This is a genomic window from Actinomadura macrotermitis (assembly GCF_009604375.1).
GTDB lineage: Bacteria > Actinomycetota > Actinomycetes > Streptosporangiales > Streptosporangiaceae > Spirillospora > Spirillospora macrotermitis.
The window spans coordinates 1,205,049-1,231,143 of record NZ_WEGH01000002.1 but is presented as its reverse complement, the minus strand read 5'-3'; the positions used below and the strand labels follow the sequence as shown (position 1 = coordinate 1,231,143).

Below are 26,095 nucleotides of genomic sequence, written 5' to 3'. Positions count from 1 at the left end.
CCAGATTGCGCTCACCGGCGTAGCCGTACGGGACTACCCGCGCGCCGCCAGGTCCAGCACCTCTTCCGGGAGGTCCTCGACATGTCCGGCGTCCCAGGGGCGCTCCCAGCCGCCCGCGGCGAGCACCTGGGTGAGCAGCCCGGCGGTGAAACCCCAGATCAGCATGGACCCGGCACGGAACGCCGGGCCCATCCTCAGCCCCGACGGGTGCCGGACGGTCAGCCGGTTGGCGGGGTCGGCGAGCTCGCCGATCGGGACGCGGGCGACGGTGGCGACCTCCCCGGGATGCCCCGGCGCGATCTCCGAAGGTTCGCGCCACCAGCCGGCGACGGGCGTGACGCGGTGCTCGCTGTGCGGCAGGTACAGCTCGGGCAGCGTGCAGAGCACGTCCACGCCGGCCGGCTCGACGCCGGTCTCCTCCCACGCCTCGCGCAGCGCCGCGCCGACCGGACCGTCGTCGCCGGGGTCGATGCGGCCGCCGGGGAAGGCCGGCTGCCCGGCGTGCTTGTTCAGCGTCACGGCCCGCTCGGTGAGCAGGATGTCGGGACCGTCCGGGCCCTCGCCGAACAGCAGCAGCACGGCGGCGGCGCGGCCGACGCCGTCGGGCGGGACGAGCGCCGGGGGCACCGGCAGCCGCGGCGCCTCGGCGCGGAAGCGGTCGAGCCATGCGGGCGGGGTGCTGGCGGTCTCGGTCACGCCTTTAACCAACCCCGTCCCCTCTCCGTTAGTTCCCGGTCACGCGAACGAGCGGTCCCGGACCAGCTTGCGCGCCGTCTTGGCGTCGATCGGCCCCTCGCCGTAGGACGGGCACAGCTTGGCGAGCGGGCACACCCCGCACGCGGGGCGCCGCGCGTGGCAGATCCGGCGGCCGTGCCAGATCAGCCGGTGCGACAGCATCGTCCAGTCCTTCGGCGGGAACAGCCCCGCCACGACCGACTCCACCTTCACCGGATCGGTCTCCTCGGTCCAGCCGAACCGCCGCACGAGCCGGCCGAAGTGGGTGTCGACGGTGATGCCGGGGACGCCGAAGGCGTTGCCGAGCACCACGTTGGCGGTCTTGCGCCCGACGCCGGGCAGCGTGACCAGGTCGGCGAGCCGGCCGGGGACCTCACCGCCGAACCGGTCGCGCAGCGCCGCCGACAACCCGATCACCGACTTGGTCTTGGCGCGGTAGAACCCGGTCGGCTTCAAGATCGCCTCGACCTTCTCGGGGTCGGCGGCGGCGAGGTCCTCGGGCGCGGGATAGGCCGCGAACAGCGTCGGGGTGACCAGGTTGACGCTCTTGTCGGTCGTCTGCGCCGACAGCACGGTGGCCACCAGGAGCTGGAAGGGGTTCTGGAAGTTCAGCTCGCAGTGCGCGTCTGGGTAGGTCTCCTGGAGGATCCGGTCCGTCTTCCGCGCCCGCCGCACCAGCCCGAGCCGCGTCTCGTTCGCAAACCTACGAGCCCGCGCCCGCGGGGTCTCCACCGTCGCCATACCCGCCAGGTTAAAGCCTTCTGCAGGTGTGGACCGCGGCATCCGCCGCCGAGCCGCCGCAGGCCCTCACGCTCCGCCACAGCGCCCCGCCGATCGGAAGGGCAGGCTTTGCCTGGCCCGTTGCGCGGTGGGCGTTCTCCGTCAGCCTTGCGAGAGCCGAAGGCGTTGCCGAGCACCACATCGGCGGACCCGCGTCCGGCGCCGGGCAGCGCGGCCAGGACCGTGGGCCGGTTCGGATGTCACACATCGAGGGGCCGGATCGTCTCTCAGGCATGAGAGCAGCGGATGTCGTGGGCACGGGCCGGCTTCGACGGGAGGGGCGGCGGTGACCGAGGAGGAGCTGGCCGCGGTCTTCGAGGCCGAGCGGCCGCGGCTGGAGCGGGTGGCGTACGCGACGCTGGGGTCGGTGGTCGAGGCCGAGGACTGCGTGCAGGAGGCGTGGTTCCGGCTGCGCGGCCTGGAGGACCCCGGCGCGATCCGCAACATGCGCGGCTGGCTGACCAGGACGGTCGGCCGGCTCGCGCTGGACGCGCTCGGCAGCGCCCGGGTGCGGCGCGAGCGCTACGTCGGCACCTGGCTGCCCGAGCCGCTCGTGGAGGACGCCGTGCCCGACCCGGCCGAGCGGGTCACCCTGGACGAGTCGGTCAGCATGGCGCTGCTGCTGGTCCTGGAGAGCCTGTCCCCCGCCGAGCGGACCGCGTTCCTGCTGCACGACGTGTTCGGGATGCCCTTCCCCGAGGTCGCCGACGTCGTCGGCCGGTCCCCGGCGGCCGTGCGGCAGCTGGCCTCGCGGGCCCGCCGCAACGTCGCCGAGGGACGGCCGCGGTTCCCGCCGACGCCCGCCGAGCAGCACGAGCTCGTGGCCGCGTTCGCCGGCGCCTGCCAGGAGGGCGACCTGGCGGGCCTGCTGGCCCTGCTCGATCCCGAGGTCGTCTGCCGCGCCGACGGCGGCGGCAAGGTCAACGCGCTGCCGCGGGCCCAGCGGGGCGCCGACCGGGTCGCCCGGCTCCTGCTGGCCTTCACCGGCCGCCCGCTGGAGGTGCTGCGGGTCGTCCTGGTCAACGGCGCGCCCGGCCTGGTGATCGACGCGCCCAGCGGCACCCTCACCGTGGTCTCGTTCACCGTGGACGGCGGCCGGATCACCGCGCTCGACATCGTCCGCAACCCGGACAAGCTGACCTCGCTGCTCGGCTGAGCCCCTCTCTCCCCGCGCGAGGAGAGAGGGCCTCGTTCCGTCCGTCAGCCGTGGCCGTGGTGCGGCGTGCTCGTCTCCTGTGCCTCGGGGGCGGGTGGGCGGCCGGCCTTCTGCCCCGGTTCGAGGACCAGGAACTGGCCCATCATTCCCATGTCCTCGTGGTACAGCAGGTGGCAGTGGAACATGTACGGCACGTTCGGGTCGGCGTGGTCGGCGAAGCGCATGATGAGGCGCATCCGCGTGCCGGGGGTCAGCAGCACCGTGTCCTTCCAGCCGGCCAGTCCCGGCGGCGGCGGGTCGCCGTTGACCGACAGCACCTGGAACTGGACGTCGTGGACGTGGAAGTTGTGCAGGGTCCCGTCGCCGCTGCGCACGTCCCAGATCTCGGTGGTGCCCTTGCGCACCTCGGCGTCGATCCGGCCCATGTCCATGGTCCTGCCGTTGATCCGGTGCTCGGCGAGCTCGAACGTGCGGGTCCGGACCGCCTCCTTCTCGGGGATGCGGGGCACGTCGGCCAGCTTCGCCGGGACCGCGGGCGAGGCGGCGAGGGTGGGCGCCGCCCGCAGCTGCAGCACGTCGAACCGGTCGGATCCGCCGTCGCGTTGGACGAACCCGCTGCCGGTGGCCGGCTTCTCGCTGCGCAGCACCGCCCGCTCGCCGGGCTTGACGGTCACCACGATCTCGGCGCGCTCGCCGGGCGACAGCTGGACCCGGTCGGTCGTGTACGGCGCCGGGAGCAGGCCGCCGTCCGAGCCGACCTGCTGGAACCGGCGGCCGTCGGCGAACCGGAAGTTGTAGATCCGGGCGTTCGAGCCGTTGAGCAGCCGGAGCCGGATCCGCTCGGTCGTCACCTCCAGGTAAGGGCCGCGTACCCCGTTCACCAGGAGCTCGTCACCGAGGAAGCCGGTGGTGCCGGCCATGTCCTCGGACATCTCGAGCCGGCCGTGGTGGAAGCGGCGGTCCTGCACGATGACCGGGACGTCGTCCACGCCGTAGCGCGCGGGGAGCCCGGCCGTCTCGCCGTCGTCGACGAGGAACATGCCGGACACGCCGCGATAGACGTGCTGCGCGGTGCGGCCGTGCAGGTGCGGGTGGTACCAGAGGGTGGCGGCGGGCTGGTCGACCGTCCACTTCGGCGACCAGGTGCGCCCCGGCTCGACCATCTGGTGCGGGCCGCCGTCCATCGCGGCCGGGACGTGCATGCCGTGCCAGTGCAGGGTGGTCGTCTCGCCCACCTGGTTGGTCACGTTGACCTGGACCTTCTCGCCGCGCCTGGCGCGCAGCGTCGGCCCGAGGTAGCCGCCGTTGACGCCCCAGGTCGGCGACGGCCTGCCCGCGACGAACTCGCGCCGTCCTTTCCGCACGGTGAGGTCGAAGACGCGCCGGCCTTCGCCGTCGATGTGGGACGGGGCGAGCGGCGGCGCCTGCATCCTGTTGACGAACGCGACCTTGCCCACCGTGTCGACGTCCTGGCCGGAGGCGAACGCCACCAGCCCCGAGACCACGAGGCCGAACGCCGGCACGAGGACCGCCGCGCCGGCCAGCCGGCGCCGGGCGGGCCTCATCGGGCCGTCCCGTCGCCGGCCGACCAGACCCGCATCGCGAGCATGACGCTGGCGCCGAACATCAGCACTCCGAGGGGCACGTGCAGTTCGCGCACGTGAGTCGCGCCCAGCGCCGCCTGCAGCACGGTGAACACCACCATCGGCACGCTCTGCGCGACGACGCGCGGCGACCCGCCGCCCCGGCGCCAGACCAGGGCCGCCGCGACGAGGTTCGCGACGACGGCGAGCAGGACCGCGCCCGTGAGCGCGCTGTGCAAGGTGCGGCCCTCCGGCACCGATGACAGCAGCAGCCCGGCCGTGAAGGCCTGGGCCAGGATCACCGCCGCCTGCACGGCGACCGTGACCCGCATGAAGCGCACGGCCGGATGAAGTGGGGGGCCGAGGGTGCTCTGCACGGACATGAATGCACTCCTGGGTGTCCTAGGGAACGGCACCCCCTTGACGACGCAGCCATCGCGTCTGTGACGAAGAGCAGGCCATGACCGCCTCGCACGGGGCGAAGGCGGGTTCCGGGCCCGGCCTCCGGGCTAGGGCGCGCCGTCCGGGCCTGGGAATCCCTGGGCGGGCGGGGAGGAGGGCGCGGGTTTGCGGCCGATCCCGCCGATCAGCCGGAACGAGGGCTCAGCGGCGGCCGAGGGCCCGGGCAGCCAGGCCGTGACGTCCGCCAGCCCGGGACCGAGGAGGTCGAACCCGGCGAACAGCTCCCGGATGCGCGCGGGGTCGCGGTCGACGATCGGAAGCGTCGCCAAGCGCCGGTGGGCGCTGCGGACCGCCTCCTCCGCACGGGCGTCGACCCCGCCGCTCCAATGCGAGACCACCAGGCGGCTGCCGGGGGCCAGGTCCCGGGTGAAGCCGGCGACGATCCCGGCGGGGTCGTCCTCGTCCGGCACGAAGTGCAGGCAGGACGCCATCAGCACGGCGACCGGCCGGTCGAAGTCGAAGCACTCCTTCAGCTCGGGACGGGTCAGGATCGGCTCGGGCCGCCGCAGGTCGGCTTCGAGCACGATGACGCGCTCGTCGGTCTGCAGCAGGGCGCGGACGTGGTTGGCCACCACGGGGTCGTGGTCGACGTAGGCGACCGCGGCCGCCGGGTGCCACCGCCGGGCGACCTCGTGCACGTTCTCCGCGGCGGGCAGCCCGGACCCGAGGTCGAGGAACTGGGTGATGCCGCCGGCGGCCGCCTCCGCGACGGCCCGCAGCACGAACGACCGGTTGGCGCGGGCCGCCCGCTGGACGTCGTGGAAGGCGGCGGCGAGCTCCCCGGCCAGCACGCGGTCGGCCTCGTAATTGTCCTTGCCGCCGAGAAGATGGTCATAGACCCGGGCCGGGCTCGCCCGCGACATATCGATTGCGACTCGGGTCCGGTCCTCGGCCATCGACTCACTCCCACCAGGCGGCTTGACTAGGGAATCATCTCGGGTCAGCCGTTGACGAAAATTCATTCTGCACTTGCCCGAATGGGGCGGCAAGTGCTACTGACAGGGGTACCCCTGCCGGGGGCACCCGTCGCCGGAATGCGCCCGATCGCCCTACATCCCTTGCCCGGCAGGGCTTCCGGCAGGCAGGTGCCACCGCCGGGGAGAAACCGCGCCCTCCGTCCAGGCGGCGGCGAAATGGCTCCAGCAATGGAGCCGTGCTTGAATCGGCCGGAAAATTCATCGCATAATGATGGCCACGACGACCTGGAGGAATCTGTGGCCATACTTCATGCCAACGGCCGTGACCTGTGTTATTCGGACTCCGGCGGCGACGGACCGGTAATTGTTCTCGCCCACGGCTACTTCCTGGACGGATCGATGTTCCAGGGCCAGCTGGACGGCCTCGCCCCCGGCCACCGGGTGGTCACCTGGGACGCGCGGGGCCACGGGGGCACCCCGGACGACGGCGTCCCGTTCACCTATTGGGACTCCGCCCGCGACCTGCTCGCCCTGATGGACGCGCTGGGCATCGGCGAGGCCACGGTCGGCGGCGTGTCGCAGGGCGGTTTCATCTCGCTGCGGGCGGCGCTCCTGGCACCGGACCGCATCGGCCGCCTGGTCCTGTTCGACACCGAGTCGCACGCCTGCGACCCCGGCGACCAGGTCGCCTACCGGGGGCTGTTCGACGTGCTCGCCGCCAACGGACCGGTGCCGGAGGTCCTCGACGGGCTGGCCGCGCAGCTGATCGGCGACCATCCGGCCGCCGCGGACTGGGTGCGCAAGTGGCGCGCGGCGCCGGAGCTCCCCCTCGGCACACCGGTGGGCTGCCTGCTCGACCGGGACGACATCACCGGCCGGCTGCCCGAGATCGGATGCCCCGCGCTCCTGGTCCGGGGCTCGGAGGACAGGTCGATCCCCGCGGAGCGCATGCGGGCGCTGCGCGACGGGCTACCGGGGGCCACCGGCGTCCAGACCGTCCAGGGGGCCGCGCACTCGCCGCCGCTCACCCACCCCAAGGAAGTGAACGAACTCCTGCGGCGCTTCCTGGCGGACGAGATCGCCTAGACCGCCTCGCCCCCTTCCCCGTCACCGGGGAAGGGGGCCGGCGGGGGCTGCTCCTTCGTCCTGATGCCCAGGAACATCTGAACGGCCTGGGTCGGGTCCGGCCAGGCATAGACCTGGGCGAGCAGCCGCACGTCCTGGTCCCGGTCCAGGTCGCGCATCAGCATGTAGGGCGAGTGCCGGCCCATGAAGATCTCCCGGTCGAGCCACATCCGGGCGAAGTCGGGGCTCCGCGCCAGGTCGTCCAGCAGCTCGCCGAACCGGGGGTCATCGGGCCGGCGGACCATCAGCGCGCGGAACCAGGCCACGGTCAGCCGGGCCTCGGACTCCCACTCGATCATGACCGAGCGGGACTCGGGGACGGTGAAGAACCACCTCAGCACGTTCCCCGCCTCGGTGATGTGCCGGAACACCCGGGCGTACTCGCTGTTGCAGTACAGCACGTTCCACAGCTCGTCGACATACCCGCATAACTGCGGGTGGAGGTTGTCGACGGCCTCCTCCATCACCGGCGTGATCGGCGACACCACCGTGTACTCCGCGCCGTCCCGCCGGACCGGGCGGTAGAGGGCGAGGTCGTGGAGGTGCTGGCGCTCCACCGCTTTGACGCCGAGTACCTCGGCGAGCCGCTCGACCACTTCGGGGGAAGGGTTGCCCGCGCTTCCCTGTTCGAGCTTGATGACGTAACCGACGCTCAGAAAGGCGCCCGCGGCCACCTCGGTGCGACTGAGCCGGCCCCCTTTCAGCGCGCTGGCGGGCGAGTTCGATCGCAGATGCCGCAGATAGTCGCCGAACGAAGGCATAGGCAGAGTGACCATGTTCGGGCAGTTTAGGGGAGGGGCCCGGCTGTTACCGTCCGGTTCATTCGATGAACATTTCTCTCTTGCGCCCCTCCCCCGGAACTGCTAGTACCAGGGATAGGGCGACCAGTCGGGGTCGCGCTTCTCCAGGAACTGGTCCCGGCCTTCGGCGGCCTCGGCCGTCCCATAGGCCAGCCGGGTCGCCTCACCTGCGAACACCTGCTGGCCGACCAGTCCGTCGTCGATCAGGTTGAAGGCGAACTTGAGCATCCGCTGCGCCGTGGGGCTCTTGCCGTTGATCTTGCGGGCCCATTCCAGCGCCGTGGCCTCCAGCTCGGCGTGCGGCACCACCGCGTTCACCATGCCCATCCGGTGCGCGTCCTCGGCCGAGTAGGTCTCGCCCAGGAAGAAGATCTCCCGCGCGAACTTCTGCCCCACCTGCCGCGCCAGATACGCCGACCCGAACCCGCCGTCGAAACTGGCCACGTCCGCGTCGGTCTGCTTGAACCGTGCATGCTCACGGCTTGCCAGCGTCAGATCCGCCACCACATGCAGGCTGTGGCCACCTCCGGCCGCCCATCCGGGCACCACCGCGATGACGACCTTGCCCATCATCCGGATCAGCCGCTGCACCTCCAGGATGTGCAGCCGCCCCGCCCGCGCCGGGTCGATCGTCTCCGAGGTCTCCCCCTCGGCGTACTTGTACCCGTCCTTGCCCCGGATGCGCTGATCGCCGCCCGAGCAGAACGCCCACCCGCCGTCCTTGGGGGAGGGCCCGTTGCCCGTCAGCAGGACCGCGCCGACGTCACCGCACAGCCGGGCGTGGTCGAACGCCCGGTACAGCTCGTCCACGGTGTGCGGCCGGAACGCGTTGCGCACCTCCGGCCGGTCGAACGCGATCCGCACCGTGCCGTGTTCCACCGAACGGTGATAGGTGATGTCGGTGAAGTCGAAGCCCTCGACTTCTTTCCATGCCGCGGGGTCGAACAGTTCAGAAACCATGGCCAGCCTTCCGTGTGGGTGCCCGGCCATTCAATCGCACCGGCGGTCCATGCCCGTTTCACGGCCCGGCAGGGCGGTGCCGCAATTATCGGCGATGTGATAATGGCGCTCGGCAGGGCCCCGGCGTCCGTCCTTTCCTTGCCATTCCTGCACGTTTTCCGCGCAGGGGGCTGATCAGCGGGGGCCGCGCGTCATGCCGCGTCGTGGAAGACCAGGCCGAGGGTGTGGCGGCGGCCGGAGCGGACGGTGCTGACGCCGTGCCGGACGGGCGCGGCCGACCAGCCGCGGGCCGAGCGGACCGGCCGGTCCCGGGTGGTGAAGACCAGGCCGCGGCCCTGCTCCAGGGCGGTGACCGTGCCGCGCGACTGGGCACGGGGCCGCTGCTCGACCAGCAGGAACTCGCCGCCGGTGTAGTCGCGGCCGGGCCGGTCCAGCCCGATGACGACCTGCAGCGGGAACACCAGGTCGCCGTACAGGTCGCGGTGCAGGGCGTTCCAGTCGCCGCCGCCGTAGCGCAGCAGGATCGGGGTGGACCTGGTCTGCCCGGCGGCGTGGCACATCTCCAGCCACTCGGCCAGGCTGTCGGGCCACGGCGCGGGTCTGCCGAGCCGGGCCGCCCAGTCCCGCGCGATCGGCAGGAGCCGCGGGTAGAACGCCTCCCGCAACTCGGCGACGATCCCGGGGAGCGGCGGGCGGAAGTAGCGGTACTGACCGGATCCGAACCGGTAGCGGGCCATGTCGATGGTGGCGCGGAACCGGGCGGCCTCGTCGTACATGCCGGCGATCTCGCGGCATTCGGCCGGGGTGAGGAGCTCGGGGGTCAGGGCGCAGCCGACGTCGTCGATCTCGGCGGCCAGGGCGGGCCAGTCGACGCGCTGGGCCGGTGTTCCGTCCAGCCGGGTGGACACGTTCGCCTCCTGCGGGGATCGGGAAGATGACGTCCGCGATCCACGCTAGGACCGGCCGAAATCCCGCTCTGGCGGATTTCGGACGTCACGTTCGCCCAGGGCCGTTGCGGCGGCCGGCGAGGGCGACGACCGCCTCCCGCGGGACGGGTCGTCGTCGCGGGAGTCGCCCGGACATACCGGTCCCGCCCGAGGTGAACGTTCGGCGGCGCCCGCGAGCGGGCGGATTGCGCGTACCGGAAGGTATGTACCGCGCATATGGGACGACCGTCTCACGGACCGGGACGATCGGGCCGGGACCAGGGGTCACCTTGGCAGCACCTTCCCCTTTGTCCGTAGACTGCCGAGGCAGGAACGTGGCGACCGGTGATCCGGGCGGGCCCTGCGGAGCTTCCGCCGGACACAGCTCGCCTGGGATGGGAACCTGGTCGCGAGGCATGAGGGCGAAAGTGAACTTTCGCCCTCATTTCCGGCGCGCCGTGCCCCCGCCCTCACCTGCGCGGTGGGACGTACGTCACACTATGTATGTAGGTGTTGGAGGAGGAGAAGCGTGACCGACCGCGACGTGGACGTTCTGAGCAGAGCCCCGCTGTTCGAGGCCCTGGACGAGCAGGGGGCCAAGGCGCTGCGCGCCAACGTGACCGAGGTGCGTCTCGCCCGCGGTCAGACCCTCTTCAACGAGGGCGAGACCGGCGACCGCCTGTACGTCGTCCTCGAAGGCAAGATCAAGCTGACCCGCACCGCGCCGGACGGCCGGGAGAACCTGCTGAGCGTGCTCGGCCCGAGCGAGATGTTCGGCGAGCTGTCGCTGTTCGACCCGCGGCCCCGCACCGCCAGCGCGATCGCGGTGACCGAGTGCCGGCTGGCCGGCCTCGGGCACGACGACCTGCGGCCGTGGCTGACCGGCCACCCCGAGGTCGCCGTCCAGCTGCTGCGCGCCCTGGCCCAGCGGCTGCGCAAGACCAACGACGTGATGGCCGACCTGGTCTTCACCGACGTCCCCGGCCGCGTCGCCAAGGCGCTGCTGGACCTGGCCGAGCGCTTCGGCCAGCCGGGCGAGGCCGGGCTGCACGTGCACCACGACCTCACCCAGGAGGAGCTGGCCCAGCTGGTCGGCGCCTCCCGGGAGACCGTCAACAAGGCCCTCGCCGACTTCGCGCAGCGCAACTGGCTGCGGATCGAGGCGCGCGCCGTGGTGATCCTGGACATCGACCGGCTGCGCAAGCGCTCCAAGTGAGGACGGGCGCGGCTCAGCCGCGCTCGTCCAGGTAGTCCAGCTGCGACTGGACCGACCACTCGGCCGCGGGCCACAGCTTGCGGTCGACGTCGGCATACACGATCTCGACGACCTCGCGCGCCGTCCGGGCCCCCGCGCGGACGGCCTCCTCGACCTGGGCCAGGCGCTCGCGGCGGTGGGCCAGGTAGCCGTCGAGCGCCCCCGCCGGGTCGTCGATCCTGGGGCCGTGGCCGGGCAGCAGCGTCGCCACGTCCTGCTCCCCGGCGAGCTCCCGCAGCCGCTCCAGCGTCGACAGGTAGTCGCCGAGCCTGCCCTCCAGCACGGTCGTGCCGTAGCCGAGGACGGTGTCCCCGGTGAAGACCGCGCGGTCGGCGGGCAGCCAGAACGCCACCGAGTCGTCGGTGTGGCCGGGGATCTCCAGCACCCGCAGCTCCAGCCCGCCGGTGGTGATCACATCGCCCTCGGCCAGGCCCTCGTCGCCCAGCCGGTACCGCGGGTCCAGCGCCCGCACCCCGACGCCCGCGCCCGCCATCCCGGCGAACCGCGCCGCGCCCGCCGCGTGGTCGGGGTGGCGGTGGGTCAGCAGGACGACGCCGACGCGGCGGTCCCCCACCTTCTCCAGGATCCGGGCCAGGTGCACGCGGTCGTCCGGGCCGGGGTCGACGACGGCGACCTCGTCCGCGCCGGGCTCGCCGATGATCCAGGTGTTGGTGCCGTCCAGGGTCATCATGGACGGATTCGGCGCCAGCACGCAGGTCGCCCGTTCCGTGCCCATCCCGTCGATCTCGCTCATGCGCCCCATCCTGCCCGAGCGGAGATCGGGATGCCGGAGCGGGTTCCAGCCGAACCGGTCCAGATGGCGCAGCGCCGAGGTGCCCGCCAGCCGGCGCGCGAGCGCCTCGCCCAGGGGGACCCGGCGGCCTGACATCCCCTACCCCTGCGGATAGTGGTGGGCGGCGTCCTCGGGCAGCACCAGGTACGCCTCCCCGTCGATGATCTCGGCCGTGGGCTCGTGCACGACGATCTCGCGGGGCGCGGCGAGCACGTCCGCGACGGTGTCGAACGCGGCCAGCTCGGCGAGGGTCGCGATGGTCGGCGGCAGCATGGGCCACTCGCCCTTGTGCGCCCTCTCGACCGCCTCGGCCGGCCGCACCCACGCCACCCGGTCGGCCTCGGTGCTCACGTCGCGCGCGCGCTGCCCGGCGGGCATGGCGGCGACGAAGAAGCGGGTGTCGTAGCGCTTCGGCTCGACCGCCGGGGTGATCCAGTGCGTCCAGGGGCGCAGCAGGTCCGAGCGGAGCACCAGCCCGCGCCGCTCCAGGAAGCCGGCGAACGACAGCGACCGGTCCAGCAGGGCCTGCCGGTCGGCCTCCCAGTCGTCGCCGCGGGTGTCGTCCACGACCGACTCGCCGGTCGGCCCGGCCAGCAGGACCAGCGTCTCCTCGAACGTCTCCCGGACGGCGGCGCAGACCAGCTCGCGGGCGAGCTTGTCGTCCGCGCCGAACGCCTTGCCCCACTCGGCCGGGCCCGGCCCCGACCAGGCCGGCTGCGCCTCGCCGTCGCGCGGGTCGACCGACCCGCCGGGGAACACGTAGGCGCCGGGTGCGAACGCCATCGACGACACCCGGCGCAGCATGAACGCCTGGACGCCCAGCCCGGGGTGGTCGCGCAGCACCACGACGGTCGCCGCGTGCCGGGGCGCGACCGGCACGGCACGGCCGGCGCGCAGGTCCTCGATCCGCGCCCGGAACTCCGCCGGCAGCCTCAGCCCGTTCACCATCAAGCGCCCCCACTCGTGTGCCTCATGGCGGCTAATTCGGACACACCGAACGTCGTTCCGTCAAGAGTCGAGGCCCGCCTCCGCAGGCGGCGGGCCCGCGCCTCACGACACCTCGGCGATCAGCTCCACCTCGACGGGGGCGTTGCGCGGCAGCACCGCGACGCCGACCGCGCTGCGCGCGTGCACGCCCGCGTCGCCGAACACCTCGCCGAGCAGGTCGCTGGCCCCGTTGACGACCTGCGGCTGGCCGTAGAAGTCCGGCGTGCTCGCCACGAACCCGGTCACCTTGACGATCCGCACCCGCTCCAGGGACCCGGCCTCCGCGCGCACCGCCGCGATGGCGTTCAGCGCGCAGATCCGCGCCAGCGCCTGCGCCTGCTCGGGGCTCACCTCGGCGCCGACCTTCCCGGTGGCCTGCAGCTCGCCGGCCACGATCGGCAGCTGCCCGGCGGTGTAGATCAGCGAGCCGCTGACCGCGGTCGGCACGTACGACGCCAGCGGCTTGACGACCTCCGGCAGCTCCAGGCCGAGCTCGGCCAGCCGCTCCTCGGGGGTGCTCACTTGTCCAGCTCGCGCTTGAAGTAGGCGACCAGGTTCTCGGGGTTCGGGCCGGGCAGCACGGTGACCAGCTCCCAGCCGTCCTGGCCCCAGTTGTCCAGGATCTGCTTGGTCGCGTGGACGAGCAGCGGGACGGTGGCGTATTCGAAGCGCTTCATGACGACAGAGCCTAGCGACCCCGGGTGATCGCGCGAGAGCGTCACCGGCCGGGACCGGCGAACGCGGCGCGTGCGGCGTGCACGTCGCCGATGTTCTCCTCGGCCCAGTCCCGGACGGCGGCCAGCAGCGGGATCGCGCGCCGCCCCAGCTCGGTGAGGGTGTACTCGACCTGGACGGGCACCGTGTAGGTCACCTCGCGCGACACGAACCCGTCGCGCTCCAGGGACCGCAGCGCCTGGGTGAGGACCTTGGCGCTGACGCCCGGCAGCGCGCGCGCCAGGTCGTTGTAGCGCCGGGGGCCCTCGGCGAGGGTGAACATCAGCAGCGAGGCCCACTTGCCGCCGAGGGAGAGCAGGACCTGCCGGGTCGCGCAGTCCTCCATGTAGTCGTCGAAGTCGGCCTTCGCGGCCGCGCGCCGCTGGGCGGCGCTCATCGTCGTCATGTGCGGGCTCACCTCCGGGTACCGAACGCACCTCCAGGTAACTTCTTCCGCCCGCGCGGTGTTCCGGCGAGGCTGGTGCGCGTCGGACAGACCCCGCTTGATCAGGGAGTTCAGTGATGCGTGCGATCGTGGTGCGGAATTTCGGCGGGCCGGAGGCGCTGGAGGCGGCCGAGGTCGCCGAGCCCGTGCCGGGGCCGGGCCAGGTGCGGATCCGGGTGGCCGCCGCGGCGGTGAACCCGGTGGACGTCTACACCCGGCTCGGCACGCTGACCGCGTCCGGGCTGCTCCACGCCGGGTCGCGGCCCGCGGTCGGCATCGGCTGGGACGTCGCGGGCACGGTGGACGCGGTCGGCGCCGGGGTGGGCGGCTTCGCCGAGGGCGACGAGGTGATCGGCCTGCGGGACCGGCTCGACGTGCCGACCGGCGCGTACGCCGACGCCATCGTGCTGGACGTGTCCGCCGTCGCGCCCGCGCCCCGCAGTGTGGACGCCGCGTCGGCCGCCACCCTGCCGCTGAACGGCCTGACCGCCTACCAGGCCCTGGACCTGCTGGACGTGCCGGCCGGCGGGACGCTCCTGGTCACCGGCGCGGCGGGCGCCGTCGGCGGCTACGCGGTCGAACTGGCCGCGGCGCGGGGGCTGCGCGTGGTCGCCGTGGCCGCCGCCGCGGACGAGGACCTGGTGCGCGGCTTCGGCGCGGAGTTCTTCGTCCCGCGCGGCGCGCACGTGGGCGACACCGTCCGCGCCCAGGTCCCCGGCGGGGTGGACGGCGCGCTGGACGCCGCGATGCTCGGGGCGGCGGCGCTGGACGCGGTCCGCAGCGGCGGCGCGTTCGTCGCCGTCAACGCCGGGGCGGCGCCGGTGGGCCTGCGCGGCGTCCGGGTCGCCAACGTGTGGATCCGCGCCGACGCCGCGCAGCTCGCCGAGCTGTCCCGGCTGGCCGAGGCGGGCCGCCTCACGCCCCGGGTCGCCGGGACACTGCCGCTGGCGGAGGCCGCCAAGGCGCACGCCCGCTTCGCCGAGGGTGGCCTGCGCGGCCGGCTGGTCCTGGTCCCCTGACCGCTACGGCCCGGCGGGCGGCTCCTTCTCGGCCGGGGTCTCGCGGCCGGCCTCCACCTCGGGGTGCCGGGCCGCGTCGCCCAGGCGGTGGTGCGGCTTCGGCTCGTCCAGCCCGATGACCGGCGGGACGTCCTCGACCGACTCCAGCGGCGGCGCCGACTCGGCGGCCTTGGCCAGCTCCTCCTCGGCCTTGGCGAGCCGCTCGCTGAGGCCGGGCTTGGCCTCGGCGCCCGGCTCGGCCGCCGGCGCCCCGCCGCCCGCCGCGCGGTCGAAGAACCGCAGGATCTCCACCGGCAGCGGCATGACCAGCGTGCTGTTCTTCTCCGCCGACACCTCCACCACCGTCTGCAGCAGCCGCAGCTGGAGCGCCGCCGGGTCCTGCGACATGATCTCCGCGGCGGCGGCGAGGCGCTTGGACGCCTGGAACTCGCCGTCGGCGGTGATGATGCGGGCCCGCCGCTCCCGCTCGGCCTCGGCCTGGCGGGCCATCGAGCGCTTCATCCCCTCGGGCAGCGACACGTCCTTGATCTCCACCCGCTCGATCAGGATGCCCCACGGGTCCTGGGTGATCTCGTCGATGATGCCGCGCAGCCGGGTGTTGATCTTCTCGCGCTCGCCGAGCAGCTCCTGCATGTCGGCCTGGCCGATGGCCGACCGCAGCGACGTCTGCGCGACCTGCGAGATCGCGTAGCCGTAGTTCTGCACGTTCACGATCGCCTTCACCGGGTCCACGACGCGGAAGTACACGACCGCGTCCACCCGGACGCTGACGTTGTCCTGGGTGATGCCGTCCTGGGCCGGCACGCCCATGGTGACGGTCTGCTGGTTGACCTTCTGCATCCGCTCCACGACCGGGATGATCAGCGTCAGGCCGGGCCGGCGGACCGCGCCGGGCCGCAACTGCCCGCCCCGCTGCACCTGGCCGAAGCGGAACACGATGCCGTGCTCGAACTGCTGCACGACCCGGACGGCCGAGGCCAGCCCGATCACCAGCACGAGCAGCGCCCCGAGGACGAGAACGAGGGCCAAAGCTTCCATGGCGGACACCTCTCACCGAGTAGGTCCGGATTCCCCCTGGTAGATCGGACGTTCCCAGCGGAACACCGGTTGCACGTTTCCCACCTAACCTCGCGGGAACCTGCCTCACAACGGCCCGGCGAGGGATTTTCGGACGCGGACGGCAACCGTGTCAGGAATCACTTGCATGAGTGCGGGCGCCCTCTGAAGTCCTTGCCGAGCGAACGATATGGTCGATCGGGTGAGCGCGAAAGACACCGACTGGGACGGCGTACGTCTCCACGTAGTGACCGGCAAGGGCGGCACCGGCAAGACCACCGTCGCGGCCGCCCTCGCCCTGGCGCTGGCCGCCGGCGGGCGCCGGGTGCTGCTGGTCGAGGTGGAGGGGCGGCAGGGCATCGCCCAGCTGTTCGACTGCCCGCCGCTGCCCTACGAGGAGCGCCGCGTCGCGGTGGCCCCGGACGGGGGCGACGTGTACGCGCTCGCCATCGACACCGAAGAGGCCCTGGTCGAGTACCTGGAGATGTTCTACAGCCTCAAGCGGGCCGGCAAGGCGATGTCCAAGCTCGGCGTGGTCGACTTCGTCACCACCATCGCGCCGGGGCTGCGGGACGTGATCCTCACCGGCAAGACCAGCGAGGCCGTCCGGCGCAAGAACAAGGACGGCTCGTTCGTCTACGACGCGGTCGTCATGGACGCCCCGCCGACCGGCCGGATCACCAAGTTCCTGAACGTCAACGACGAGGTGTCGGGCCTGGCCAAGGTCGGGCCGATCCGCAACCACGCCGACACCGTCATGAAGGTGGTGCGCAGCCCCGAGACCGCGGTGCACTTCGTGACGCTGCTGGAGGAGATGCCGGTCCAGGAGACGATGGACGGCATCCACGACCTGCACGCGGTCGGCCTGCCGGTCGGCGGCGTGTTCGTCAACATGGAGCACCCGCCGCTGCTGCCCGCCGAGACCCTGGCCGCCGCGGCGGACGGCACGCTGGACGTGGAGGAGATCGTCCGCGGCGTCAAGGCCGCCGGCCTGGAGCAGGACGCCGAGCGGATCGCCGCGGTGCTGGCCGCCGAGGCCACCGCGCACGCCCGCCGGACCGCGCTGCAGGAGCGCGAGAAGGAGCGCCTGGCGACGGTGGAGCAGCCGCGCTACACGCTGCCGCTGCTGTCGGACGGCATGGACCTGGCCGGGTTGTACGAGCTGGCCGGGGCACTTCGCGAGCAGGGAGCCGCCTGATGACCACCGTCCCGCCCGCGCTGGACGTCGACGCGCTGATCGACGACCCCCGCACCAAGATCATCGTGTGCTGCGGCTCCGGCGGCGTCGGCAAGACGACCACCGCCGCCGCCCTCGGCGTGCGCGCCGCCGAGCGCGGCCGCGACGTGGTGGTGCTCACCGTGGACCCGGCCCGCCGGCTCGCCCAGTCGATGGGCCTGTCGGAGCTGGACAACAACCCGCGCCGGATCGAGGTCGAGGGCGACGGCGAGCTGCACGCCATGATGCTCGACATGAAGCGCACCTTCGACGAGATCGTCGAGGCGCACTCCGACCCCGACCGGGCCCGCCAGATCCTGGCCAACCCCTTCTACCAGTCGCTGTCGTCGTCGCTGTCGGGCACGCAGGAGTACATGGCGATGGAGAAGCTCGGGCAGCTGCACCGCTCGGGCGCCTGGGACCTGATCATCGTGGACACCCCGCCGTCGCGCAACGCGCTGGACTTCCTGGACGCGCCCGAGCGGATGGGCCGCTTCCTGGACGGCCGGTTCATGAAGATCCTGGCCGCCCCGGCCAAGTCCGGCGGCCGGCTCGGCGTCAAGGTGATCAGCGCCGGGTTCGGCATGTTCACCGGCGTCATCAACAAGGTCCTCGGCGTCCAGCTGCTGCGCGACGTGCAGACGTTCGTCGCGGCGTTCGACACGATGTTCGGCGGGTTCCGCGAGCGCGCCGAGAAGACGTTCCGGCTGCTGCAGACGCCGGGCACCGCGTTCCTGGTCGTCGCCGCGCCCGAGCCGGACGCGCTGCGCGAGGCGTCCTACTTCGTGGAGCGCCTCGCCGAGGAGCGCATGCCGCTGGCCGGGCTGGTCGTCAACCGGGTGCACGAGTGCGAGGACTGCCTGTCGTCCGCGCGCGCGCAGGCCGCCGCCGAGACGCTGGAGGACCGCGGCGAGCACCCGCTGACGTCGGCGCTGCTGCGCCTGCACACCGGCCGGATGCTGCTGGCGGCCCGCGAGGACCGGCTGCGCGCCCACTTCTCCTCGACGCACCCGGCGGTGCCGGTCGTGGCCGTCCCGGCGCAGGCCGAGGACGTGCACGATCTGGCCGGGCTGCGCCGGGTCGGCGCCGACCTGTCCGGGCGGGCCGCGGACGCCGAATCCGCCGCCTGACCTGGAAAGACCACTTCTCAAGATCAGGAGCGGCCATTCTTCGCAAATGGCCGCATCCAGGTTTCGGTCCCCCGAAAACGCCGATTCAACGCAGAACGCGACCACCGCCCGCACCGATTCCTGGTGCGGGCGGTGGTCACGCCGAATATGACCCTGCCCGTCCCGGCACCGCCGGGCCGTTGATCAGCTCGCGACGAGCTCTTCCTCGTCGATGTCCGCCGACGACCGCTCGTACTCTTCCTTGGCGGTCTCCAGCAGTTCGCGCCACGACTGCACATCGGGCCGCCGCCGCAGCAGGGCCCTGCGCTCGCGCTCCGTCATCCCGCCCCAGACGCCGAACTCGATCCGGTTGTCCAGTGCGTCAGCGAGACACTCCGTACGCACCGGGCAGCCGCGGCAGATGAGCTTGGCTCGGTTCTGCGCGGCACCCTGCACGAACAGGGCGTCTGGATCCGCGTTACGGCAGGCGGCGCGGGCGGTCCAATCCGTGATCCACATCTTGGCCCCACTCCCCTAGGGTCTGTGTCGATTTGCGCTCCTTGGCCAGACGGGCGCGGACGTCGGGCCGCCAAACGAAAGCCGTGGGGAAGAACTTACGGAAGCGAGGGGCGATTCAACAGTCCCCGATGGGCCCATTCTCGATATAGCCCACCAGGGCCATACCGCCGGAACGGACTAGTTACCTCTCCTTGACGCCCGGCACCGCCCCGCGGTTGTCATCGGGGCACCGACAAGCCCGATCAGACCCGGGCAAGACGGTCCCGACGGGCGGCCGACGTCGTGAAAACCAGCCCCGGTTCCTGCCAAAACGCCGCGTCCGGGGGGAGAGCTGTCCCGTATGCACTGGTCGTCCCGCGTACCCTAGGCAGGTGCACGATGCGAAAGAGGGTCGGGGAAACGCCTTCTCCACACTGTTCAAGCTGCTCGTGGCGGGGGTCGTCGCCGGCGTCCTGGTCGCCTTCATCGCGCTGCCCGGGATCGGCAGCGCGGGGCTGACCGCGCGCGACGCAGCCAACGACTTCGAGAACATGGACAGCAGGCTGAGCACCGCGCCGCCGTCGGAGAAGACGGTGATGCTGGACGCCAAGGGCCGCCAGATCGCCACGTTCTTCGACCGGTACCGCGAGTCGGTCCGGCTCGACCAGGTCGCGCCGATCATGCGGCAGGCGATCGTCGACATCGAGGACTCGCGCTTCTACCAGCACGGCGCGCTGGACCTGAAGGGCACCATCCGGGCGCTCGCCTCCAACGTGGAGTCCGACAAGACCCAGGGCGGCTCCACCCTCACGCAGCAGTACGTCAAGAACATGCTGGTCGACAGCGCCAAGACCAAGGAGGAGTACAACGAGGCGACCGCCCCCACGGTCGGCCGTAAGCTCCGCGAACTGCGCTTCGCGCTCGACCTCGAGCAGCGCATGACCAAGGACGACATCCTCCAGGGCTACCTGAACATCGCCTACTTCGGCGCGGGCGCCTACGGCGTCCAGGCGGCCGCCAAGCGCTACTTCAGCAAGCCCGCCAACAAGCTCACCCTGGAGCAGGCGGCGCTGCTGGCCGGCATCACCCAGAACCCCAACGCCTACGACCCCATCCGCAACCCCAACGACGCGCGCAAGCGCCGCGACATCGTGCTGAACCGGATGGTCGAGCTCGGCCACATCACCCAGGCGCAGGCCACCGCCGCCATCGCCAAGCCGATCTCGCTGAACCCCACCGAGCCGGTCGGCGGCTGCGAGACCAGCGACGCGCCCTACTTCTGCGAGTACGTCAAGTACGACCTGCTCAACATCCTGTCGGACGGCAAGTACTGGTCGCTGAAGCCGGCCGAGCGCGTCAACGTCGTCAACAAGCTGAACCGCGGCGGCTACACGATCCGCACCACGCTGGACCGTGACGCCCAGCGCGCCACCGACAAGGCACTGCGCAGCTACGTGACGCCGAGCGGGCACCGTGTCGGTGCCGAAGCGATGGTCGAACCGGGCACCGGCCAGATCCGCGCGCTCGGGCTCAGCAAGCGCTACGGCCCGGGCAAGGGCCGCACCACGCTGAACCTGGCCGCCGACAACGCGCACGGTGGCAGCGGCGGCGTGTCGGCGGGCTCCACGTTCAAGATCTTCACGCTGGCCGCCGCACTGGACCAGGGCGTGCCGGTGAGCGAGAGCTTCACCTCCGGCAGCCAGGTCACCGTGACGGGCCTGACGGACTGCAAGGGCGCCAACGTCGGCCCCTTCAGCCCCCGCAACTCCGACCCCGCCGAAGCCGGCGGCTACAACCTCAAGACCGGCACCTGGCACTCGGTCAACACCTTCTTCGCCCAGCTGGAGAAGCGCGTCGGGCTGTGCGAGGCGGTCCGGATGGCGCAGAAGTTCGGCATGAAGCGCGCGGACGGCGCGCCCTTCAAGGAGATCGGCTCGCAGGTCCTGGGCACCAACGAGATCGACATGGTGCACCTGTCGGCCGCCTACGCCGGGTTCGCCGCGCGCGGCAAGTACTGCGCGCCGGTCTCGGTCACCGAGATCGCCGACCCGGCGGGCAAGAAGCTGGCGCTGCCGAAGCCCGAGTGCAGGCAGGCCGTCAGCGAGGCCGTCGCCGACAAGGTGAACCAGATCCTGCAGGGGGTACTGACCAAGGGCACCGCCAAGCGCATCGGCAGCATCGGCCGCCCCGCCGCCGGCAAGACCGGCACCTGTGAGGCCCACACCTGCGCGCTGTTCGCGGGCTTCACCCCGAACATGGCCGCCGCCGTCGCCTACTGGGACCCGCGCGCGCCCTGGGACTACCCGGTGAACGTCTACGGCGCCGACCAGCCCGCATCGATCTGGCAGCAGAGCCTGCAGGAGGCGCTGGCGGACAAGCCCGCGCCGAGCTTCAGCACCCCGACCCAGGACTTCGGCGACACCTCCAAGGTGCCCGACGTCAAGGGCCTGTCGGTCGGCGACGCCACGCTCAAGCTGAAGGCCGCCGACCTGAAGGTGCAGGTCTCGCCGCGGCCGGTCCCCTCGGACAAGCCGAAGGACACCGTCGCCTCCACCTCGCCGGACGCGGGCACCGAGGTCGCGCCCGGGACCACCGTCACCATCTACCTGAGCAGCGGCAAGAAGGCCGAGACCCAAAAGCGCGACGACGGCGGCTTCCAGTGGCCGTTCTGACCTGACAAGAAGGGCCCGGCGACCATGCGTACGCCGGGCCTTTTCCTTTTCCCCGCACGGTCTGCGGCCACTGACCGTCCCTTGACAGATCATCGCCGTGTCCTGTTGGCTGACACTCCCCCGCACCCTTGATCGCCAATCTCCGGTGGTCGTCCGGCACCTCCGCCCGTCCGACGAGGAGCACGTTCATGTTCGGTGCGCCCAGCAAGACCTTCCGGAACACCTCCGCCGCCGTCGCGGGCTGCGCACTGGCCACCGGCCTGGTCACCGCGGCCGCGCCGTCCGCCGCGGCGGCGCCCGCGCCCTCCGCCGCGGCGGCCAGGACCCAGTCGCCCCTCTGGTGCGGCCGCTGGCTGCGCAACCCCGGCAGCGGCGACCATCTCGTGCCCGGTACCCGCATGCGCATCAACCGCGAGATGTACACGCAGGTCAACGACAAGAAGGTCAACCGCGTCTGGTACGCCTGGGCCAAGCTCTACCACAGCGGCGTATCCGGCTCGGGGGTGGCGCTGATCTGGCGGAACAAGTCCAACAAGGTCCTCTACCAGTGCGGCGGCCGTAACGGCAGGGACGCCTTCCAGCGGACCGGCTGCAGCAACACCCCGTGCAACGCCTACTCGGCCGCCGTCGACGACCCGCACGCCATCCGGGTCCAGGCGAAGGTCACCGGCGGCTACGGCGACCACGAGATCCTCTACGGACCGGTCCAGAAGTATTGATCACCCGGCTGCCGGCCGTGGTGGCCCTGCTCCTCGGCGCGGGTGCCTGCGCATCCGCGCCAAGGGCAGCGGCCCCCCAGACGGCCGAACCCCGCGTCACCGCCACGTCCACTCCCGCCTCCGGCGCCGACCTCGGCCTGCCACTGGACGCCTACGATCTGACGCCGCAGGAGTCGCTGCAGATCGAACGCGCCAAAGGCATGTTCCTCCAGGCCTGCATGAAGCGGTACGGCTTCGACCTGGCGGTCCCGCAGGCCCGCGTCCCCGCCTACCCCAAGAACGTCTCGTTGCTGGCCTGGCTCGGCTACCAGCAGGTGGGCCGCTACGGCTACCAGGGACCACCGGGGTTCAACGAGGAGGTCGCGGCCGCTTCGCGCAACGGACGGCGCGGCATCACCGTCCCGCCGGAGCAACTGCCCGTCTTCGACGGGACGGTCGCCTCGTTCAAGGGGCGGCCGGTGCCCGAAGGAGGCTGCGACGGCGACCTGGAACGCCGCCTGAGCGCCGGGACGGACGACTCGGACCGCGACATCGAGGCGCTCCAGCAAGAGGCCAACGAGCAGGCGAGCGAGGACGGCCGCTTCCGGCAGGTGATGCAGGCGTGGTCGGCGTGCATGGCCCGCGCCGGCCTCCGGTACACCGATCCCGAGGACGCCGAGGGCGACCCGCGCTGGAGCTCGGCCGGCGAAGACGACGGGCACCCCGCACCGTCGGCGATCGAGGTACGGACCGCGGTGACCGACGAACGCTGCCGCCTGCAGGTCAACCTCTCCGGCGTTCTGCAGAGCCTGATCTCCGCCTACGAGCAGCGGCTGATCGCCCAGGACGGCGCGCAGATCCGCCGGATCCAGGACCAGCTCAAGCAGCGCGTGCGCAATGCCGCCGCCATGACGATGGACCCCCACCCTCGATGAGGGCCCATCGCGGGGTCAGGCGCCGAGCTGCTTCTTCACCTCGGCCGCGACCCGGCCGCCCTCGGCCCGGCCCGCCACCTTCGGGTTCACGATCTTCATGACCTGGCCCATCGCGCGCGGCCCCGCGGCGCCCGACTCGGCGATCGCGTCCGCCACCAGCGCGGTCAGCTCCACGTCGCCCAGCTGCGCCGGCAGGTACTCCTCCAGCACCTGGTTCTCGTCGCGCTCGGCCTGCGCCTGCTCGGCGCGGCCCGCGTCGGCGAACGCCGTCGCGGCCTCCCGGCGCTTCTTGGCCTCGCGGGTGAGCACCTTGACGACGTCGTCGTCGGACAGCTCACGGGCCTGCCGGCCGGCGACCTCCTCGTTCTTCACCGCCGTCAGGACCATCCGCAGGGTGCGCGTGCGCACCTCGTCGCGGGCCTTCATCGCGGTCGAGAGGTCGTTCTCCAGCCTGTCCTTCAGCGCACTCATGGTCACATCATGCCCGCCCCGGCGCCCCCGTCTCACCAGGTTTACCGCGCGATTCGGCCGCGGGCCGCTCTTCTGCGACGATGGAGGGCATCGGGAAGGAGAACCGTGCGAAAGCTCTTCGCGGTGCCGCTGGGCCTGGCGGGCGCCGGCGCCGCCACCTTCGGGTACGCCTCGGTGATCGAGCGGAACTGGTTCCGGCTGCGCCGGTTCGAGGTGCCGGTGCTGCCCCCGGGCCGCCCCTCGGTCAAGATCCTGCACCTGTCCGACGCGCACCTGACCCCGAACCGCGGCCGGCTGATCCACTGGGTCCGCTCGCTGGACGCGCTCGAACCCGACCTGGTCGTCAACACCGGCGACTCGCTCGGCCACCGCGACGCCATCGGCCCGTTCCTGGACGCGCTCGGCCCCCTCCTGGACCGCCCGGGCGTCTTCGTCTTCGGCTCCAACGACCTGTACTCGCCGGTCTTCCGCAACCCGCTGCGCTACATCTGGCGCACCAGCCAGGCCGACTACGGCAAGCGGCGGCGCGAACCCGACCTGCCCTACCGCGAGCTCGCCTCGTCGCTGCAGGCGGCCGGCTGGCTCGACCTGAACAACCGGATCGGCCGCCTCAAGACCGGCGGCCTGGACATCGAGTTCGGCGGCATCGACGACTCCCACATCAACCGGGACCGCTACGACAAGATCGCCGGCCCGGTCGACCCGCAGGCCGACGTGCACCTCGGCGTGATGCACTCCCCCGAGCCCCGCAACCTGGACCGCTTCGCCGCCGACGGCTACGACCTGCTCCTGGCCGGCCACACCCACGGCGGCCAGGTCTGCGTGCCGTTCTACGGCGCCCTCGCGACCAACTGCGGCATCGACCGCCCCCGCGTCAAGGGCCTGCACCGGCACGCCGGCGCGTGGCTGCACGTCTCGGCGGGCCTCGGCACGTCCCCGACGGCGCCGGTGCGGTTCTGCTGCCCGCCGGAGGCGTCGCTGCTCACCCTGGTATCCCGACCGACCGCATGAGCCGATCGGTGGCGCCTCCACCGAGCCCCTCGCACGTCGCCTCGACATCGAAGCCCTTCACGCCGAAGACCGTCAGCAAGCCGTCCTTCCTCCGCGCGGGGCGCCCGTCGAACATCGTGTTCGGCGTCAGCCACCGTTCCCGGTAAGCGCTCGGCCCCGCACTGACCGAGCAGTACTTCTGACCCCGCCTGACATGGCTCTCCACCGGCCAGTGATGTTCACCGGCCTCGACCTCGACCTCCCGGTTCGGCCCCTGCCGCTGCTCCCGCAACGAGATCGGCCGAACACCTTCCGGCCATTTCACCTGGAACGGCACCGCCACCGGGACGCTCAACCCCGTCCGCAACGTCCGGGCGACCCGGAGCATCACCGCCTTGCGATCGGTCCCCTTGGGCATATCGCCCATCCTGAGCGTCGCCCAGGCCCCCTTGGCGTACTCCCAGTGCAAAGCCGCGACAACCGGCCTGCACCCTGCCACCGGCACCGCCGCGTAGATACGCCACAAAGCCCGCCGCCCGTTCACCGGAGGCGCCCCGGACAGCTTCTCGTCGTCCTCCCCGGGACACTTCTCTGCGAGAGGCCCCTCCAGCGGCTTCGTGCTCCACACCATCGAGACGCTGTCGCCGAGCTCGTTGTCGGCGGGCACACCCTCCGCCCCGAAGACCACCGACAGCATCGCGCTCGGGAATGACCGCTTGCCCTTGGACGGCTTCCCGGCCGCGATCGACGTGTAGGTCGTCCCGTTGTCCACGACCCGCGCCCCCATACCGGCAGGCACCCACCCGAATTCCACATGCCGCACCAGCGGATCGAACGCTTTGGGCGCCACCGGCCCGGCCGGAACCTCCTCCCGCGCAGGCCCGGGCCAACCGACCACCAATCCACCCCCTAGCGCCAAGACCCCCGCTCCCGCAGCACCCCGCCGCCACCACAACCGCCGCCGCCCCACCTTGACCGCGGCCCGCACATCCACCCCGCCCGCCGGCTGGGGCTCGCGCGCCAGGACCTCGATGACCTCCCTGACGTCCATCAGGCCTCCACCGCCATGGCCCGCCGCAGCGCGACCAGGCCCCTCGACGTCTGACTCTTGACCGTCCCGGCCGAACACCCCAGGACCTCGGCGGCCTGCTCGTTCGTCAGGTCGCAGTAGTAACGCAGCACCAGCGCGGCCCGCTGCCGAGGCGGCACCGCCCCCAACGCCGCCCGCACGTCAATGGCGGCCTCGACATCCCTCGCCCCCACAGCCCCGTCAGGCACATCCGCGGTGACCCGCACCCGCGCCATCCACCCGCCCCGCTGCTCCCCCAGGTAGACGCGCACGAGCATCGTCCGCACGTAGGCGTCGACGTTGTCGGCCGCCCGCGCCTGCCGCCACTTCACGAACAGCTGCGTGACGGTCGCCTGCACAAGATCGTCGGCCCGGTGCCAGTCCCCGCATAACAGGTAGGCGACCCGCCTCAGCCACACCTGCCGCTCGGCGACGTACGCGGTGAACTCCCGCTCCCGCCGGCTCATCTCGCCCGCTCCATACCCCCTGGATGCGCCCAGGCGCCCCGATGGTTGCACGCCATGATCGCGCCCTGTGGAAAATCGGGACGCAGCACTCCCCGGCATCCGCTAAAGTAGTCAAGGCGCCGGGAGGCACGTACGACTCCCGGGCAGCCACCAACCGGGGTGTAGCGCAGCTTGGCAGCGCGCTTCGTTCGGGACGAAGAGGTCGTGGGTTCAAATCCCGCCACCCCGACAGGTTGAGAAGCAGGTCAGAGGCCGGT

At 72.1% G+C, this 26,095-nt stretch carries 28 protein-coding genes and 1 tRNA gene; 11 read left to right on the top strand and 18 right to left on the bottom strand.

Translation table 11 applies throughout. The features are described from left to right. Positions 1–33 precede the first annotated feature (33 nt). Positions 34–696: an NUDIX hydrolase gene (locus ACRB68_RS17640; RefSeq protein ID WP_407924291.1), complete on the bottom strand. Its 663-nt coding sequence runs from the start codon at positions 694–696 to the stop codon at positions 34–36. 39 nt (positions 697–735) lie between these two features. Continuing rightward, positions 736–1,476 carry an endonuclease III gene (nth, locus tag ACRB68_RS17635; protein WP_153533526.1) on the bottom strand — a complete coding sequence of 247 codons (741 nt, stop codon included), beginning with the start codon at positions 1,474–1,476 and terminating at the stop codon, positions 736–738. 325 nt (positions 1,477–1,801) lie between these two features. Here nth and sigJ point away from each other — a divergent pair, with 325 nt between their 5' ends. Then, complete coding sequence (gene sigJ / locus ACRB68_RS17630; RefSeq protein WP_328594345.1) at positions 1,802–2,671, top strand: RNA polymerase sigma factor SigJ; 870 nt, start codon at positions 1,802–1,804, stop codon at positions 2,669–2,671. A gap of 44 nt (positions 2,672–2,715) precedes the next feature. On the opposite strand, the gene ACRB68_RS17625 is transcribed toward sigJ, so the two are convergent. From ACRB68_RS17625 to ACRB68_RS17615, 3 genes are all read right to left on the bottom strand, one after another. Further along, a complete protein-coding gene (locus ACRB68_RS17625; protein WP_153533524.1) occupies positions 2,716–4,236 on the bottom strand; it encodes a multicopper oxidase family protein in 1,521 nt (506 codons plus the stop codon). Further along, the gene (locus ACRB68_RS17620; protein ID WP_153533522.1) at positions 4,233–4,637 is read right to left on the bottom strand and encodes a hypothetical protein; all 405 of its coding nucleotides are present in this window, start codon (positions 4,635–4,637) and stop codon (positions 4,233–4,235) included. The genes ACRB68_RS17625 and ACRB68_RS17620 overlap by 4 nt, the downstream gene beginning before the upstream one ends. Positions 4,638–4,763: 126 nt before the next feature. Beyond that, positions 4,764–5,612, bottom strand: coding sequence for an SAM-dependent methyltransferase (locus tag ACRB68_RS17615; RefSeq protein ID WP_268890378.1), 849 nt, complete (start codon positions 5,610–5,612; stop codon positions 4,764–4,766). Between the two features lie 318 nt (positions 5,613–5,930). On the opposite strand from ACRB68_RS17615, the gene ACRB68_RS17610 reads away from it, so the two are divergent. Further along, entirely contained in the window at positions 5,931–6,719 is a 789-nt protein-coding gene (locus tag ACRB68_RS17610) for an alpha/beta fold hydrolase (RefSeq protein ID WP_328594343.1), read from the top strand. Here ACRB68_RS17610 and ACRB68_RS17605 read toward each other — a convergent pair. The 3 genes from ACRB68_RS17605 to ACRB68_RS17595 form a co-directional block, all read right to left on the bottom strand. Further along, a complete protein-coding gene (locus ACRB68_RS17605; RefSeq protein ID WP_153533516.1) occupies positions 6,716–7,534 on the bottom strand; it encodes a helix-turn-helix transcriptional regulator in 819 nt (272 codons plus the stop codon). The genes ACRB68_RS17610 and ACRB68_RS17605 overlap by 4 nt on opposite strands. Before the next feature lie 87 nt (positions 7,535–7,621). Further along, entirely contained in the window at positions 7,622–8,518 is an 897-nt protein-coding gene (locus ACRB68_RS17600) for a 1,4-dihydroxy-2-naphthoyl-CoA synthase (protein ID WP_153533514.1), read from the bottom strand. A gap of 191 nt (positions 8,519–8,709) precedes the next feature. Beyond that, the gene (locus ACRB68_RS17595; protein WP_328594342.1) at positions 8,710–9,426 is read right to left on the bottom strand and encodes a 2OG-Fe(II) oxygenase; all 717 of its coding nucleotides are present in this window, start codon (positions 9,424–9,426) and stop codon (positions 8,710–8,712) included. A gap of 547 nt (positions 9,427–9,973) precedes the next feature. Here ACRB68_RS17595 and ACRB68_RS17590 point away from each other — a divergent pair. After that, positions 9,974–10,660 carry a Crp/Fnr family transcriptional regulator gene (locus tag ACRB68_RS17590; protein WP_308287004.1) on the top strand — a complete coding sequence of 229 codons (687 nt, stop codon included), beginning with the start codon at positions 9,974–9,976 and terminating at the stop codon, positions 10,658–10,660. A gap of 13 nt (positions 10,661–10,673) precedes the next feature. Here the strand turns inward: ACRB68_RS17590 and ACRB68_RS17585 are convergent, their stop codons facing one another. The 5 genes from ACRB68_RS17585 to ACRB68_RS17565 form a co-directional block, all read right to left on the bottom strand. Beyond that, a complete protein-coding gene (locus ACRB68_RS17585; protein WP_153533513.1) occupies positions 10,674–11,588 on the bottom strand; it encodes an MBL fold metallo-hydrolase in 915 nt (304 codons plus the stop codon). 3 nt (positions 11,589–11,591) lie between these two features. Next, on the bottom strand, positions 11,592–12,440 hold the full coding sequence (locus tag ACRB68_RS17580; protein WP_153533511.1) for an NUDIX hydrolase: 849 nt from the start codon (positions 12,438–12,440) through the stop codon (positions 11,592–11,594). A 102-nt stretch (positions 12,441–12,542) separates the two neighbouring features. Next, complete coding sequence (locus tag ACRB68_RS17575; protein ID WP_328594340.1) at positions 12,543–13,001, bottom strand: RidA family protein; 459 nt, start codon at positions 12,999–13,001, stop codon at positions 12,543–12,545. Next, positions 12,998–13,156, bottom strand: a complete 159-nt coding sequence (locus ACRB68_RS17570; RefSeq protein ID WP_153533507.1) for a DUF4177 domain-containing protein — start codon at positions 13,154–13,156, stop codon at positions 12,998–13,000. Before ACRB68_RS17570 ends, ACRB68_RS17575 begins: the two co-directional genes overlap by 4 nt. Before the next feature lie 41 nt (positions 13,157–13,197). Continuing rightward, positions 13,198–13,599: a winged helix-turn-helix transcriptional regulator gene (locus ACRB68_RS17565; protein WP_153533505.1), complete on the bottom strand. Its 402-nt coding sequence runs from the start codon at positions 13,597–13,599 to the stop codon at positions 13,198–13,200. Positions 13,600–13,715: 116 nt separating this feature from the next. Between ACRB68_RS17565 and ACRB68_RS17560 the strand changes: the two genes are divergently transcribed. Further along, a complete protein-coding gene (locus tag ACRB68_RS17560) occupies positions 13,716–14,657 on the top strand; it encodes an NADP-dependent oxidoreductase (RefSeq protein ID WP_153533503.1) in 942 nt (313 codons plus the stop codon). 3 nt (positions 14,658–14,660) lie between these two features. Here ACRB68_RS17560 and ACRB68_RS17555 read toward each other — a convergent pair whose 3' ends face one another. Beyond that, on the bottom strand, positions 14,661–15,695 hold the full coding sequence (locus ACRB68_RS17555) for a slipin family protein (protein WP_153533501.1): 1,035 nt from the start codon (positions 15,693–15,695) through the stop codon (positions 14,661–14,663). Positions 15,696–15,915: 220 nt separating this feature from the next. On the opposite strand from ACRB68_RS17555, the gene ACRB68_RS17550 reads away from it, so the two are divergent. Together ACRB68_RS17550 and ACRB68_RS17545 are read left to right on the top strand one after the other, a co-directional pair. Further along, entirely contained in the window at positions 15,916–16,911 is a 996-nt protein-coding gene (locus ACRB68_RS17550; RefSeq protein WP_328594339.1) for an ArsA-related P-loop ATPase, read from the top strand. Then, on the top strand, positions 16,911–18,059 hold the full coding sequence (locus ACRB68_RS17545) for an ArsA family ATPase (protein WP_153533497.1): 1,149 nt from the start codon (positions 16,911–16,913) through the stop codon (positions 18,057–18,059). Before ACRB68_RS17550 ends, ACRB68_RS17545 begins: the two co-directional genes overlap by 1 nt. 183 nt (positions 18,060–18,242) lie before the next feature. On the opposite strand, the gene ACRB68_RS17540 is transcribed toward ACRB68_RS17545, so the two are convergent. Beyond that, positions 18,243–18,557, bottom strand: coding sequence for a WhiB family transcriptional regulator (locus ACRB68_RS17540; protein WP_153533495.1), 315 nt, complete (start codon positions 18,555–18,557; stop codon positions 18,243–18,245). Positions 18,558–18,928: 371 nt separating this feature from the next. Here ACRB68_RS17540 and ACRB68_RS17535 point away from each other — a divergent pair, with 371 nt between their 5' ends. The 3 genes from ACRB68_RS17535 (at position 18,929) to ACRB68_RS17525 (ending at position 22,841) form a co-directional block, all read left to right on the top strand. Next, positions 18,929–21,208, top strand: a complete 2,280-nt coding sequence (locus tag ACRB68_RS17535; protein ID WP_153533493.1) for a penicillin-binding protein — start codon at positions 18,929–18,931, stop codon at positions 21,206–21,208. Between the two features lie 188 nt (positions 21,209–21,396). Next, complete coding sequence (locus ACRB68_RS17530; RefSeq protein ID WP_153533491.1) at positions 21,397–21,927, top strand: hypothetical protein; 531 nt, start codon at positions 21,397–21,399, stop codon at positions 21,925–21,927. Continuing rightward, complete coding sequence (locus ACRB68_RS17525) at positions 21,924–22,841, top strand: hypothetical protein (protein ID WP_153533490.1); 918 nt, start codon at positions 21,924–21,926, stop codon at positions 22,839–22,841. Before ACRB68_RS17530 ends, ACRB68_RS17525 begins: the two co-directional genes overlap by 4 nt. 15 nt (positions 22,842–22,856) lie before the next feature. Here ACRB68_RS17525 and ACRB68_RS17520 read toward each other — a convergent pair whose 3' ends face one another. After that, the gene (locus ACRB68_RS17520) at positions 22,857–23,312 is read right to left on the bottom strand and encodes a GatB/YqeY domain-containing protein (RefSeq protein WP_153533488.1); all 456 of its coding nucleotides are present in this window, start codon (positions 23,310–23,312) and stop codon (positions 22,857–22,859) included. 105 nt (positions 23,313–23,417) lie between these two features. Between ACRB68_RS17520 and ACRB68_RS17515 the strand changes: the two genes are divergently transcribed. Further along, a complete protein-coding gene (locus tag ACRB68_RS17515) occupies positions 23,418–24,323 on the top strand; it encodes a metallophosphoesterase (protein ID WP_328594338.1) in 906 nt (301 codons plus the stop codon). On the opposite strand, the gene ACRB68_RS17510 is transcribed toward ACRB68_RS17515, so the two are convergent. Further along, a complete protein-coding gene (locus tag ACRB68_RS17510; RefSeq protein ID WP_153533485.1) occupies positions 24,295–25,353 on the bottom strand; it encodes a hypothetical protein in 1,059 nt (352 codons plus the stop codon). The genes ACRB68_RS17515 and ACRB68_RS17510 overlap by 29 nt on opposite strands. Continuing rightward, positions 25,353–25,838, bottom strand: coding sequence for a SigE family RNA polymerase sigma factor (locus tag ACRB68_RS17505; RefSeq protein WP_153533484.1), 486 nt, complete (start codon positions 25,836–25,838; stop codon positions 25,353–25,355). Before ACRB68_RS17505 ends, ACRB68_RS17510 begins: the two co-directional genes overlap by 1 nt. A 155-nt stretch (positions 25,839–25,993) precedes the next feature. Here ACRB68_RS17505 and ACRB68_RS17500 point away from each other — a divergent pair. Then, positions 25,994–26,067 (top strand) — tRNA-Pro (locus ACRB68_RS17500). Positions 26,068–26,095 lie beyond the last annotated feature (28 nt).